This is a genomic window from Pirellulales bacterium (assembly GCA_019636345.1).
Taxonomy (GTDB): Bacteria; Planctomycetota; Planctomycetia; order Pirellulales; family Lacipirellulaceae.
The window spans coordinates 106,740-120,468 of sequence record JAHBXQ010000005.1 but is presented as its reverse complement, the minus strand read 5'-3'; the positions used below and the strand labels follow the sequence as shown (position 1 = coordinate 120,468).

The window sequence follows — 13,729 nt, the reverse complement described above, 5'->3', positions numbered from 1 at the left end:
GTCCCGCGGGAGGGGACCGGGCGCGGAACGCCGCCGCGGCGCTCGACGATGCGGTCGGCCTACAGCGCCCCCCGCGGCGCCGGGGAGACGTCGCCCTGCCATGGTCCGCGTCGAGCGGCGCTGCAATTACGCGGCGCGGCGGTCGGGGGCCGCGACGGGGGCGCCGCCAGGCAGCGACCGTTTGCGCCGCAGCCGGTTCAACCCTTCCAACGCCCAAGGTGCGAACCGCTTCAGTCCGACCATCACGTGCGCATACGGTTGCACGACGACGACCCCTCGGTTGCGTCGAATGCCGCGGACGGCGCGGGCGGCGATCGTCTCCGGCGTCGTCATCAGCCACCGCGGCGGGATCTTATGACACTTCCGGTCGGGGCCCAATGGCGCCGTGGCGAACAAGTTCGTATCGACGAACCCCGGACAAACGACGGTCACGCCCAGGCCGCAGTGCGAGTACTCCGACCGCAGCGACTCGCTGAAGCCGACCATCGCGAACTTGCTGGTCGAGTAGGCCGCCACGCGCGCCAAGCCCACCAGCCCGCAGACGCTTCCCACGTTGAGGATATGCGCCTCGCCTTGCGCCAGGAACGAGGGGAGAAGTTCGCGGACCAACTGCACCGGGGCGTGAAGATTGACCGCCAGAAGTCGATCCCAATGCTCGGCCGTCATCTCGACGGTGCGGCCGTAGTAGGTGATTCCGGCGTTGTTCACCAACAGGTCGATCCTGCCCCAGCGGTCGAGGATCGCGGCGACCGCGGCCGAAATCTCGACTCGTTGGGCGAGATCGCACCGCCGGCCGATCGCTTCGACGCCGAGCGGTCGGCACTCGTCGACGACTCGCGTCAGACCGGCCTCGTCGACGTCGAGCAGGTAGAGCCGCATTCCCTCGGCGGCGAGACGCAGCGCCAAGGCCCGTCCGATTCCCGAGGCGGCCCCCGTCACAAGCGCCGACTTGCCGTGAAGAATGCGCATAGGGTCAGTTGATCAGAGAGGAATCGTCACAATGGCGTTGCAGGTTCCGTCAACGCCGGTGCGGCTGCCGAGCGGTCGGCAGCCGCACGTCGGGCGTCGTCGATTGCAGGGGCCCGCTCAGGCCGCCCGGCGCTGCTGCGATTGCCGCTCGGCGAGCTGGCGGTGCAGGGCGTCGATGTCGATCGTCCGGCTCAACTGATGGCGGTCCGTCCCGCGCAAGGAGACGACCCCCCAGTTCTTCAGATCGTACTTGCCGCCGTTGTAGACGCTGCGGTACTTCTCCACGCCCCGATACACGGGGACGTGGGTCGGAATCGCCCGCAGGTTGAACGCCAGCCGATGCCGGTCGGTCGTGTTCGGGCCCGAGCCGTGGATGCATCGCTCGGTGAAGATGATGAACTGCCCGGCCTTGCAGGGGATTCGCACGTACTTCGACGGATCACGCTCGAACTGCAGCGAGAACTGGGCGTTGTAGAAGCCCTCCTCGCCGCCGAACTTGATCGTGCGAACCGACGTGTGCGAGCCGCGGACGAAATCGAGACAGCCGTTCTCGGGAGTGGTGTCGTCGACCGCAATCCAGACGGTCAATTGGAAGATCTCGCTGCGATCCTCCGGGTAAAGCCCCGGGTTGAGGTAGTCCTCGACCATGAACGTGCTCGCTTGGTGCCACTGAATGGCGGGCGACTTCGGGGGTTTGAAAAAGATCTGCGTGCGCCACACGTTGATGTCCGGACCCAGCAGTTGAGCCAGCCGCTCGGTGATTGCCGGGTGCTTCATGTAGTTCCACAGCCGCGGCATCTCGAAGTGCCGATCTCGCGGCGTGACGAAGTTAAAAGTCGTATTGTTCGTGTTCTCGACCGCCAGCATGTCCTGGCGGAAGTCGGCCATCTCCTCGCGGCTGAACGCGTCCAAGGGGCCGATGAAGCCGTCTTCGTAGAACTGCTTAATCTGGGCCGGAGTCATCTGGTACTCCGGAGCGACTTGCGCCTTGGGCTCGAACGACGTCGGCATCTTGAATTCGCATGGCTGATCGATGTAGGCCCGATTGAGGCCCGACTTCAGCAGCACGCCGTACGTGCGGTAGTCCCAGTTGTTGAGCATCGCGCGGATGGCGCGCGGGAAGATGCGCCGCGGCAAATGCGACGCCTTATAGGCCATCATGCCGGCCAACGCCGGCCAAGCGATCGCCTTTTGCCACAGGGGACGCTGTTTGGGATGGAGGTTCATAATCGAAAGGGCCCGAAGGACGAGGGGAGCGAGGAAGGAGGGTGCGAAGTCGCAGGTCGAGAATTCGTCCCGCGCGGTTCCGCGCCGGCGACGGAGTACCTGACCGGATAATTCGTCAAACTCCGCCTGATTCATGCAGTCGAAGTTCCAGAATGTCCGGAGGGCTGCCGCCGATTGCTCTGCTGGCAATGCCTGCGGCTCGCGGATTGCGAGCCGTCCGCGAGCCGCAGGTTCGTCGTAGGCGTTCGGCGAGCCAGCGGTTGCTAGCACAGTAGCCAGGAGTGCGCGTTGACGGCGATGTCGGGCACGTGAGTCCTGGGGCCTCGCGGGGCTTTCGGACCGTCGCCGGCGCCCGAGACGACCCGAAAGGATCGCCCTAACTGGTTTCACACCAAGGAGAAGGGTTTTTTGGATTTCCATGCGCCTCGCTGCTAGAATCAAAACCCGTTCCGGCGCCAGCAATGCAGGCGCCTACGCCAGCGAGGAAGGGCGACTGGCATGCCGATCGATCCGCAAGACGTCGTCGAACGCCGCCTCGACGGTGCGCGCAAGCCGCTGTTGCGAGAACTGCGCACCGAGGCCCAGCGGATCGACGACGGAGTCGAGGCCGTTGCAGAGCCGGCCGACGTTCAGACCGTCGACCCGGCGGTGGAAACGTTCTTCGTCGAGGTCTCCGCAGGCCGGCCCAACGGCGCTGCGCCGATTGTCGGCGATTTGACGCCCGCTCGGTTTCGCTCCCGGCGAACGCGTCGGGCGGCGCCGCGTCGGCTTTCGCCCGCGCCGACGAGCGCCCCTCGAGACCCCGCCCCGCAGGCCGACGTCGAGCCCGCAGACGCTGCGGATGCCGCCGCCGCTCGGCGCGTTCCGCCGACGAATCAGCGCGGCGAAGTTCGTCGCGCCGCTCCGCATACGCCTCCGGTGCGAGTCGCGGCGAAGCGGGCCGCTTCGGTGCGCCGAATGCGTCGCGATTTCTCGGTGGTCGCCAGTTCAGTTCTCCTGCATGTCGCGACGCTGGTCGTCTTGAGTCTGGCGACGATCGCAGGGGTGGCGGACGATTTTGACCTGCTGCTGACGGTCGATGAGCCGCTGCACGAGGAGTTGTTCGCTGAGATCCCCGTCGCCGAGGCGGAACCGCTGGAGGAAGTCGTTCTGACGGAGTTCGTCGAGTTCGCCGGGGAGGAACTGACGACCGACGGCGGCGCCATGCTGGGCGAGGTCGCCGCTTCTGAGGCGCTTTCCGATCTCATTGCCCCCGGCGGTCTGGGGGACGCGGGCTTCGGCGACGTGGGCGCCATGTTCGCCGGAGACGGACTCGCTGCCGCCGGCGAGGCAACAGGGCGCGGAGACATCCCGCAGGCCGAGTTCTTCGGCTTGCAGATCGAAGGGCGCCGCATCGTGTTCATCCTCGACAACTCGGGGAGCATGCAAGGCGGACGACTGGAAACGGTGCTCGCCGAGTTGCGCCGCTGCGTCGATGCGCTGACGCCCCAGCAGGAGTTCTACGTCATCTTCTACAGCGACACGATCTACCCGTTGTTCTACCCGCAGCCAGCGATGCAGTTCGTCAAGCCGACCGACCGCAACAAGCAACTGCTGGACGACTGGCTCGATACGGTTGAGCTTTGTCTCGGCGATTCGGTCGACGAGGCGCTCGCCGCCGCCGCGTCGATCGGCCCGGACACCGTGTTTCTGCTCTCGGACGGACGGATCCAAAGTCAGAAGAAACTGCAGTACTTGCTGGCCGGCGAGACGCGCCGGTTTGCGATTCACTCGATCGCCGTCGGGCTGGGACGGAGCACGGCGAGTCGTGCGAAGCTGGAGCTCATCGCGGAGGCGAACGGCGGCACGTTCCGCGAGAGCGACGTCCCGGAGGCGATGAAACTGCTCGCGCTCAAGACGAGGCGGCCCTATCACAGCGAGACGCCGGGCCCGGTCTGGGGCCGCAAAGTCAAACGCGGCTGGTGAAACGCTTGCGAGCCGACCTTGAATGCAGCAAAAAAAGCGGGCCTCGGACGAGCCAAATACGCATTGGCTTGGTTCAGCAGTCAGGGGCAAGTGAACTGCTCAACCGACGGTCGTCCGAGGCCCCGCGGGCCAGCAAATTGAGGCGTGGCGGCGACGAGGGTCGGCGCCACGCAAAGACGATTGGAACGCACCTCGCGTGCCAATCGTTGCACGTGCGATCGCAGCTAACGGCAGTTCGCTCATAAGCCGTTATGCCATCGCTAGTTGAGGTCTTGTCCGCGGGCGAATCCCAGGCGTCGCCGCGAGCCGGCGCAGCCCCGTGCGTTCGGTTTTCACTCGGGCAAAACTCCGCTTTGGTAGCGATATCAGACACTTGTTTGCCCGCGCCTCGGAAAAGCTGACGCATCGGCGGCGATTAGTCTCGATGTGAGACGGTCCGACAGGGCGACTCCGTCGTAACCCGTTGTCAAATATCGGGTTATCCCCTAGGCTGCCGCTAGGGCGGAACGTACCCGGCGCTGTCTGCGGACGATGTCGCCGCTGCGGGGACAGGCGCCCTGCCGAGGGCTGTTCTCACGTTGAGACCTGCTTGTTCCCTCACCGTGTTGAGCCTGGGAGTCTGCTGCGTGCTACACAACCCCGCCCAGATCGGCCCCTATCGTTGCGGCAAGGGGGAGCCGCTGTTGTGGATCGCCGGGCCCTGCGTTCTGGAGGATCTCGACGGAGCGATGGAGATCGCCGTCGAACTGAAGCGGGTCGCGGACTCGCTCGGCATCCAGCTTGTGTTCAAGGCCTCGTTCGACAAGGCGAATCGAACCAGCATCGCTTCGCCGCGCGGGCCGGGGCTCGCGGCCGGGCTGGCGATGCTCGCGGAAGTGAAGCGAGCGACGGGTCTGCCGGTGACGACCGACGTCCACGAGGCCGGCCAAGCCGCCCCGGCGGCCGAGGCGGTCGACCTCCTGCAGATCCCCGCCTTTCTCGCCCGGCAGACCGACTTGTTGGCCGCCGCAGCCGCAACCGGCCGGCCGGTTCATGTGAAAAAAGGCCAATTCATGGCTCCCGGCGATATGAAGCATGTCGTCGCCAAATTGGACGAGGGGGGCTGCCGCGACGTGCTGGTCTGCGAGCGCGGTACGTTCTTTGGTTACGGCCGGCTGGTGAACGACATGCGTTCGATCCCGCAGATGCAGGCCTTGGGCGTTCCGGTGGTGTTCGACGCCACCCACAGCGTCCAGGAACCGGGAGGGCTGGGGGGAGCGACCGGGGGCAACCGCGACATGGTCGAGCCGCTGGCCCGGGCTGCGATGGCCGTCGGGGCTGACGGACTGTTTTGCGAAACGCATCCCGACCCCGACCGTTCGCCCAGTGATGGCCCGAACATGGTGCCCTTGCAGGCCATCGAGCCTATGATGAAGCGTTTGACGGCGATTCGCGCCGTGGCCGAGGCTGATTTCTAGCAGGGCCGTCGTCGGCTGCGAATTGAGCCGAAATCGCCGCGCCGCCGGGGGGGCTTGCACACCGCCCGGCTGGCCTGACTCCTTCCCGCCTGATATTTCCGAATTGCGATGCCTGTTCCTCTCTGCACTCGGTCCCGGCGGATGCATGTCGGGGCGTATTTGTCGCTGGTTGCGCTGGTCGCGTGTTGGTTGATTGTCGCAGGTTGCGGTCCGCCCCAAGCGCAGCGCGGTCGACGCAGCGCCGGCGCCGGCGGAGGCAAGCGGGCCGAGGGGGACGCGCTCCTGGCGAGCGTCGCCGAATCGCTCAACGATCTGGCCGAGCGGAACGACCTGAATCTCGCTCCCGCCGAGCCGGTGCTCACCGCCGCGAACAGTTCCGACGGCCGCGAGATTCGGGCCATCATCACCCCGAATCCCGCCTCGCCGGAGACCGGCGTCAATTACTTGCGCGTCACGACCGGCAACGCCAACTTCCGCACCCTCGGCGTGCGGCCGCTCGACGTGGTGCGAATCTACTATGTCAAAGTCGACGACGCCGACGAGGAATCGCGCCAGATGCAGGAGATGGGCATCCAGGAACGCGATTCGATCGAGATTCCGGTCCGTCGGCTCGATCTCCAGGACCCTGAAAGTGCGCTGCTGTTGGGGGTCGAACTCAATCAGGCGGTCGAGTATCCCGAGCGGGTCGAGATCTGGCGTTATTCCGACAAGCGGATGGAGCGGATCCGTTGGGCGCTCGATCAGTACGATGTGAACCGCGAGCCGCCGCTAGGGTGGGAACCGACTCCCGACGCGGGAGCGCTGGCCCAGTTGGTTGAACGGGCGAACCAATGGCTGCGCAACATCGGCTCCCCTGCGGACACTTGGCCTGCGCCCCCCTTGGTCGATTCCTGGCCGGCCGAGTTGCGGACCGCCAAGGGCGCGACCGAGGCGATCGCACCGACGAACTTGGACGGGGGGCTGTTCGCCGACTACGAAGGGCGACTCCTGCAGCAAGCTGTTTGGACCCGCGATGTCGCCGCTTGGGCTCGCGGCCCCGCCGTGACCGACGCCGACACGGCCGCTGCGCTGTTCGATTGGGTGGTGCGAAACATTCAACTGGACGATCCGGACGCCGCCCGCACAATCCACCTTCCCTGGCAGGCGCTTGCCTACGGCCACGGTTCGGCCGACCACCGCGCGTGGGTCTTCGTGGAGTTGTGCCGGCAACTGAGGATCCCTGCGGCGATGATGGCCTTCGCCCCGGCGGCCGACGCGGAACCGGCGCGGGCGCTCCTGGCCGCGCTCGGCGAACAGGGGTGGCTGCTGTTCGATCCCGAGTACGGTCTGCCGCTGCCGGGCGCCGGGGGGATCGCGACGCTGACCGAGTTGAAGGCGACCCCGGCGCTCGTGCGGGCATTCGACGTGCCGGACGCGCCCTACCCGCTTGCCGAGTCCGACTTGACGCACGTCACGGCTCAGATCGTCGCCTCGCCGCTGCAGTTGACGCGGCGAGCGGCGAGACTCGAAGCGGCCCTCAAGGGGGAGCAACTCGTCTTCCTCACAGCCAACGTGCCGGGGATGGTCGAGCGCCTGAAGTCGGCGCCGATCGACGCCACGTCGCTGTGGCCCGGAACGTTGGCCGGGCTGGCCGGCGCCTACTCAACCCGCTCGTCGACGCGCACGGCCGAGGTCGAGCAATTCGCGCCGTTCGCACAGGCCCCCGAGTTGTGGAAGGCCCGGACGCTGCACTTCATGGGGCACAAGGACGTTCCCCGCGATCGACGCGACGACCCGTTGGCGACCCCCAAGGAGGGGCATCGTGATGCGATCCCGCTTTACTACCACGAGCGGGTGCTGATGCCCGAGGCGCGGCTCGCAGCGTTGGACCCCGCGAAGCGAGCGGTTTCGATCGCGGCGAAGCGCGCGGCGAGTTATTGGCTGGGGCTGTTGAGCTACGACCTGGGGAACCTGGAAGCGGCCCGCAATTGGCTCGACAAGCGAACCCTGCAGGCGGCCCCCGACGGGCCGTGGCGCGAGGGCGCCCGCTACAATCTGGCACGGACGCTCGCTCGGCTGGCCGAGAGCGACGCCGAGGGGGGCTCGGAACTTTTCGCGGCGGCGATCAAGCTGCTTGAAGAGACCCCCCGGACGGCCCCCCAATGGCCGGGCAACCAGGCGCTTGCTCGCCAGTGGAGCACCCAGATCTCCTCCCCGGCTGAATCGCCCGCGGTGGACGACGTCCCCTGAATTTGCGGCGACTCGCGAAGGCTGGCGGGCCGAACAACCGATTTCGCGGGGATTTCGGCGGGTCGCGAACATGGGGGCGCGACCTCCGCGGGGGTAGTGATACCATTTGCGGCCTTGGAAGGGTGGCTGGGGTCGCAGCGCAGCGAAGCCCCCAGGGAATCCGCTGGGGGCTCACTTCGTTCGACCCCAGCCACCCGTCAATTTGGCAAATGGGGGGCGCGGCATTCGCGGGGTGCGTCTTGTCGGTGGCCGGCGAGGCCGGTATTCTTAGGGATTCGCCGGCCCCCGTCGGGGTTGGCCCCTCCGAACACGCTGCGTCCCCGCCTTACGGCGCAGGGGCCGGCAAAGACCATGGTGCGACGATGAAGGCAGGAGTTCATCCCGAATATCACGAAACGCACGTCCATTGCGGCTGCGGCAACACGTTCGTCACCGGCAGCATTCGCAAGGAGCTGAAGGTCGACATTTGCAGCCAGTGCCACCCCTTCTACACCGGCAAGCTGAAGTTCGTCGACACGGCAGGCCGGATCGAGAAGTTCAAGAACAAGTTCGCGGCCGCCGGCTACGCCAGCCTCGGACGCGGCAAGAAGAAGGACGAGAAGAAGTAGCTGCCTTGCCGCACCGGCCCCCTGCGGGCCTCGTGAGCCGACGGCGCTAGCCGCGCGCCCCCCCTGTACTGCGGGGTCGCCCGACGCAAGCGCGTGCGGCTCATTGTGTTTGGCGACCCGCCGGCTTGCCGCTTCCTCCTTCCTCCGGCCTGCTCCCTCCCATGCGCGAACTTCTCGAAGAAAAACTCGCGCGGTTCGAAGAACTCGACCGGCAACTCGTCGATCCCGAGGTGTTGGGGAACTCGACGAAGCTGACCGCGGTCATTCGCGAGCGCGGCTCGCTCGAGCGATTGGCGAACAAGTACCGCGGTTTCAAGGAACTGGCGGGCCAGATCGCCGACGCCCGCGGGATGGTCGAGGGAGACGACCCCGAGATGGCCGAATTGGCCGAGGCCGAGCTTCCCGATCTCATCGCCCAGCGCGAGGCGATCTACGACGAGCTCTTGGGCCTCACCCTCGGCGGGGCCGACGCGAACCGCACGCGGTGCGTCATGGAAATTCGCGCCGGCGCCGGCGGCGACGAGGCGGCCCTGTTCGCCCGCGATCTGTACGAAATGTACAAACGGCACGCCGAGACCAAGAAGTGGAGAATCGAGGTCCTCGATCACAGCGCCACGGAACTCGGCGGCTTCAAGGAAATCTCGCTCGCCGTCGAGGGCGAGGGGGTCTATCGCGAGCTCGCCTACGAGAGCGGCGGCCACCGCGTGCAGCGCGTCCCCGCGACCGAGACCCAGGGACGCATCCACACCTCGGCGGCCACGGTCGCCGTGATGGCCGAGCCCGAGGACGTGGAGATCGAGATCAAGCCGGACGACTACAGGCTCGACAAGTTCTGCGCCAGCGGCCCCGGCGGGCAGCACGTCAACAAGACCGAATCCGCCGTGCGGCTCACGCACTACGAAACGGGCATCGTCGTGCAGTGTCAGGACGAAAAAAGCCAGCATAAGAACCTCGCCAAGGCCCTGCGCGTGCTCAAGGCCCGCGTCTACGAGGCCAAACGCGAGGCCGAGGACAAGAAGCGTGCCGACGAACGGAAGACGCTCGTCGGTTCCGGCGATCGCAGCCAGCGGATACGCACGTACAACTTCCCCGACAATCGGCTGACCGACCACCGCATTGGACTCACGCTCTACAAGCTCGACCAGATCCTGGCCGGCGATCTCCAGCAGGTGACCGACGCCCTGGTCGACTACGACCGCCAGCAACTGCGCGGCGACATGGACGAGTAGGGAGTCGTTTCCGGCGTCTCGCGATCGGGATGCGTCCGCCAGTCTGCAATTTGCAATTCCCATTTTTGCAATCGGCACGCCCCCCGCATGTCTGACGCCCCCTGGACCATCGGCCGGCTGCTCAACTGGACGACCGAATTCCTGCGCGAGCGCGGGGCCGAGAGTCCGCGGCTTGACGCCGAGGTGCTGCTCGCCCACGCCCGAGGTTGCGAGCGGATTATGCTGTATGCCGCGTTCGAGGAGCCCGCGAGCGAAGAACTGCGGACCAGCTTTCGCGAGCTCGTGAAGCAGCGGGCCGCGGGCAAGCCGGTGGCGTACCTCGTCGGCAAGCGGGAGTTCTTCTCGCTCAGCTTCGCCGTGACCCCCGACGTGCTCATCCCGCGCCCCGAGACCGAGGGGCTTGTCGTCCGGGCGCTCGACCTGCTTAAGGCCCGCCCCGACGGGGCCCCCCAGGCGATCGACGTCGGCACGGGGAGCGGCGCCATCGCCGTCTGTCTTGCCAAGCACAACCCGAAAGTCCGCTTGACGGCCGTCGACGTCAGTCCCGCGGCGCTTGCGGTCGCTCGCCGCAACGCGGAGAAGCACGGAGTCGCCGAACGGATCGAATTCGTGGAGAGCGACTTGTTCGCGGCCGTTCCCGCGAGCGGGGACTTTGAGTTGATCGTCAGCAACCCGCCGTACGTGACGACGGCCGAACTTGCGGCGCTGGCCGACGACGTGCGCCGGTACGAACCGCAACTCGCGCTCGATGGCGGCGAGCACGGCACGATGGTCGTCGAGCGGCTGCTCGCCGCGGCGCCCGCTCGACTCGCCCCGGGCGGGTGGCTGCTGATGGAGATCAGCCCCGCGATCGCCGAGCGCGTCGAGCGATTGATCGACGCCGCCCCCGGCCTCGCGCGGGGCGACACGCTCGACGATTCCAACGGCCTTGCGCGAATTGTCCAAGCCCGGCGCGAACCCTGACCCCCGCCCCTGGGCCGGACCGCCACGCGGTCCGGAGGACGAGGGTTCCAATTTCGACTGCGATTTTTCGGAAGGCGTGGCCCTCCGGCTGGGGCGTTGCCGCCAGCTTGCCGATCGCACCCATTGCTCGTTGCACCCATTGCGACTGTCCGCTCACGCTTCGTACGCATGTCCAATCCGCTTCGCTGGCTGACGTTGGTTCCCCTGTCGCGGATCGAGCTGCCGACCGCCGAGACCATTGCCGTGACGTACCGGACGCAGTTCCCGGGCTCGCCTGAGCCGAACCTGGGGCAAGGGACCGAGCGGTTGCTCACGGCGACGATCGGCGAGCATACGGTCGCGGCGGGATTGATCGACCGGCCGATCCCGTGGTCGCAGCTTGAGGGTCCCGCGAGCGCCGCGTGGTACTGGCCGACGGCGGCCGACGAGTTGCGTGATCACCCGGCCCACTTGCTCGTGACGCTAGTCGACGAGGGGGGCTCGGCGATGGAGTCCGCGTTGACGCTGACGCGCTGGACGGCGACGCTGGCCGCCGCCGCCCCGGCCTGCGGCGTGTTGTGGGGCCCGGGGCGTCTGGTCCATCGCCCGGCGGACTTCGTCGAGCAGGCAGGTCCCTCGACCTTGGCGAATTTGCCGCTGTTTCTGTGGATTGATTTTCGCATCGAGCCGGCGCACACGAGCGTCATCGAGGGAGCGAGCGTGCTGCGGCTCTATACCACCGGCTTGGCCGCACTGGGACAAAGCGAGATCGAAGTCCCGCTCTTCAAAGGCGAACCGCAACAACTGCTCCGCCACGCCTACAACGCGGCCCACTACCTGCTCGACCGCAAACAAGTCGTCAGCGACGGCGACACGATCGCCCTGGCCGAGGGAGTGCAGGCGACGGTGCGCCGCACTGGCTCGATGCTCGGCGGAGACATGGAGGTCGTGCGGCTCGAGTGGGATGCGTAGGGCGTCATTTTGCTGGTGAGCAATAATATCGCCATTCACTGTGCAAAAGTCAGGGCAACGGCGAGGGTCAAGCGGCCCTAAGGGATTTCGGAGCAACAGTTTGCGATTGCGCCGCAATCGCCGCCGGCCGGAGTTTTGCTAGCAAAATCCCGCGCGGCCGTGCAAAACTCCGGGCAGCGTCTGTCGTCGCCTGTTCGCAGGTCACGCGCCGCTCGTCGCCGAGCGCGACTTGCCGCCCTCGTTCTACACGCGATGGCGGCTCAATTTCTACAGGAAACTTGGGGCAATTTGGAACCTCGCTCAGCACCGCTGGGAGTCACTTTGCGGACGTCATGCCTTGCGGGGGCTTCCGACCTGCAATCTTGAAGCAGCCTCCGGCCGAACGCTACATTTGACAGTCTTCATACCTTGGACGCTCCTCCGAATAAAATTTGCAGTTGCTTCGGAAAAGACTCACCCAACAACAAGAGTTCGCCGTCAGGAAGTCGTCGGCAGAGTCCAATTGAATAGATGCAGCCCCAGACGAGTCGTGATTTCTTGAGAGTCGCAGCACAGCGCATCAACGCTGCGGAAGCGTTGCTGGGCGCTGATTTTACGCTCGACGCGCAATACGTCGGCGGATACGGAGTGGAATGCTCGCTCAAAGCATTGATCCTTGAAAGGACGCCGGTTGACGAACGGCCTGACAAATTGTCCAGAATCTCATCGGGAGCTAGAATGCATCAGTTGGAAACGCTCTTGGGGGAGTTGCGAAATCTCGGCGTTCGCCTGACTCCGGAATTGGCAAGGAGAATGCGACGCTTCGATTGGAAGACCGACCTGCGGTACGAAACGGGACGTCGAAATCGCGGCGAGACGAGGGGGTTTCTTAGGACTTGCGTCGCAATCCACGACTGGGTGAGAGGGCAATTGCAATTATGACGACGAAACAAACGTCCGACTGGGAGTCCATGCGAACGGACGAGTCCCGGATGGTCGAAGATCATCTGCGCAACGAGGGCTTGGATCGGGTTGACGCGTATCGGTACAACTCCGCCTCGCTCCGCGTTAGGGTGATCGACGCGAAGTTCGAGTCGATGCCGCGTGACGACCGTGATTCGATTGTCGAACCGTTCCTCGACAAGCTGCCGCCGCAAATCCAGGCGGACATCGTGACGCTTGTGTTGCTCGCCCCGTCCGAGTTGGAGCAGCCGTGCGAACATCTTGGCGAGTCAATACTGAACGTTGAGTTCGAGCATCCAAGCCCTTCGATGCTATAGGTAGGTTGCAGAAGAAAGGTGCGCCATGACAATGCCCAGTTCGTCGTCCGCTTTGGGTTTGTTGCCGGCGTTGCGGTCGAGGGCGTCGTGAATGGCGGCCATTTCCAGGTCGCGCAGGGGCATGTCCCGAGGCATCTGTCGGGTGCGGCCGACTACTTCCCGACCTCCAACGTCTCCAGCACGATTTCGCGGTTGGGGAGTTTGATCGCGATGCGGCCGCCCATGGCGCCGACGAGGCGGCGCAGCGTCGAGAGTTGGATTTCTTCGCCCGCCTCTATCTGGGAGATGTTTGGCTGACGGACGCCAAGCCGCTCAGCAAGGACAGTTTGCGTCAGGCCCTGCTCTTCGCGAATCTCGGCCAAGAGCAGGCCGATCCGCATCGTCTCGGCCTTGCTGACGGCAGCCGAGCGCTGCTCTTCGCTCATCTTTGAGCGAAGCTGCTTCCACGGGTGTCGTCCTGCCATTATCCGTTCCCTTTCTTTCGCGCCTGGTTCTCCGTCTCCAGTTCCATCAAGTGCACGTCGTACAGGCGGTCGGCGACGGGGATCATGCGTTCGTAGAAGCGATCATCCCCCGTCTTGTCCCCGCCGATTAACAGGATGGCCGTGCGCTCCGGGTTGAAGGCGAACAATGTTCGCAACGGGTCGCCCCCCGATTGAGTCCGCAATTCTTTCATATTGGGATGCCGCGATCCGTTCACCGAGTCGACGTATGGCCGGCCGAGGTTCGGGCCCCGTTCCATGAGCACGTCGACGCAGGCGTCAATGTCGCTCTGTTGGGACGGGGTGAGAGTGTCCCACCACGCCTCAAACTCGTCGGTGTACTCGACATCCCACAACACGAGTATATACGTTACGACTTATAATGCCAAA

The 13,729-nt window shown here is 65.6% G+C and carries 13 protein-coding genes; 8 read left to right on the top strand and 5 right to left on the bottom strand.

What is annotated here, in order from left to right; genetic code table 11:
* Positions 1-126 precede the first annotated feature (126 nt).
* Together KF688_13395 and KF688_13390 are read right to left on the bottom strand one after the other, a co-directional pair.
* Positions 127-969 carry an SDR family oxidoreductase gene (locus KF688_13395; protein ID MBX3426668.1) on the bottom strand — a complete coding sequence of 281 codons (843 nt, stop codon included), beginning with the start codon at positions 967-969 and terminating at the stop codon, positions 127-129.
* Positions 970-1,086: 117 nt separating this feature from the next.
* On the bottom strand, positions 1,087-2,196 hold the full coding sequence (locus KF688_13390; protein ID MBX3426667.1) for a phytanoyl-CoA dioxygenase family protein: 1,110 nt from the start codon (positions 2,194-2,196) through the stop codon (positions 1,087-1,089).
* Between the two features lie 498 nt (positions 2,197-2,694).
* Here KF688_13390 and KF688_13385 point away from each other — a divergent pair, with 498 nt between their 5' ends.
* From KF688_13385 to KF688_13350, 8 genes are all read left to right on the top strand, one after another.
* Positions 2,695-4,161 (top strand): VWA domain-containing protein, encoded by a 1,467-nt coding sequence (locus KF688_13385; protein MBX3426666.1) that lies wholly within the window; start codon positions 2,695-2,697, stop codon positions 4,159-4,161.
* 602 nt (positions 4,162-4,763) lie between these two features.
* Complete coding sequence (gene kdsA / locus KF688_13380) at positions 4,764-5,618, top strand: 3-deoxy-8-phosphooctulonate synthase (protein ID MBX3426665.1); 855 nt, start codon at positions 4,764-4,766, stop codon at positions 5,616-5,618.
* Positions 5,619-5,726: 108 nt separating this feature from the next.
* Complete coding sequence (locus KF688_13375) at positions 5,727-7,847, top strand: hypothetical protein (protein ID MBX3426664.1); 2,121 nt, start codon at positions 5,727-5,729, stop codon at positions 7,845-7,847.
* 362 nt (positions 7,848-8,209) lie between these two features.
* Complete coding sequence (rpmE, locus tag KF688_13370) at positions 8,210-8,455, top strand: 50S ribosomal protein L31 (protein ID MBX3426663.1); 246 nt, start codon at positions 8,210-8,212, stop codon at positions 8,453-8,455.
* Between the two features lie 149 nt (positions 8,456-8,604).
* Positions 8,605-9,684, top strand: coding sequence for a peptide chain release factor 1 (prfA, locus tag KF688_13365; protein MBX3426662.1), 1,080 nt, complete (start codon positions 8,605-8,607; stop codon positions 9,682-9,684).
* Between the two features lie 87 nt (positions 9,685-9,771).
* On the top strand, positions 9,772-10,647 hold the full coding sequence (gene prmC, locus KF688_13360; protein ID MBX3426661.1) for a peptide chain release factor N(5)-glutamine methyltransferase: 876 nt from the start codon (positions 9,772-9,774) through the stop codon (positions 10,645-10,647).
* A 168-nt stretch (positions 10,648-10,815) separates the two neighbouring features.
* Positions 10,816-11,598: a DUF4261 domain-containing protein gene (locus KF688_13355; protein ID MBX3426660.1), complete on the top strand. Its 783-nt coding sequence runs from the start codon at positions 10,816-10,818 to the stop codon at positions 11,596-11,598.
* 971 nt (positions 11,599-12,569) lie between these two features.
* Positions 12,570-12,857, top strand: a complete 288-nt coding sequence (locus KF688_13350; protein MBX3426659.1) for a hypothetical protein — start codon at positions 12,570-12,572, stop codon at positions 12,855-12,857.
* Here the strand turns inward: KF688_13350 and KF688_13345 are convergent.
* The 3 genes from KF688_13345 to KF688_13335 are packed head-to-tail and all read right to left on the bottom strand — an operon-like array spanning position 12,852 to position 13,695.
* Positions 12,852-12,980, bottom strand: a complete 129-nt coding sequence (locus KF688_13345; GenBank protein MBX3426658.1) for a hypothetical protein — start codon at positions 12,978-12,980, stop codon at positions 12,852-12,854. The genes KF688_13350 and KF688_13345 overlap by 6 nt on opposite strands.
* 29 nt (positions 12,981-13,009) lie before the next feature.
* Positions 13,010-13,282 carry a helix-turn-helix transcriptional regulator gene (locus tag KF688_13340; protein ID MBX3426657.1) on the bottom strand — a complete coding sequence of 91 codons (273 nt, stop codon included), beginning with the start codon at positions 13,280-13,282 and terminating at the stop codon, positions 13,010-13,012.
* Between the two features lie 38 nt (positions 13,283-13,320).
* Positions 13,321-13,695 carry a type II toxin-antitoxin system RelE/ParE family toxin gene (locus KF688_13335; GenBank protein ID MBX3426656.1) on the bottom strand — a complete coding sequence of 125 codons (375 nt, stop codon included), beginning with the start codon at positions 13,693-13,695 and terminating at the stop codon, positions 13,321-13,323.
* Between the last annotated feature and the right edge of the window lie 34 nt (positions 13,696-13,729).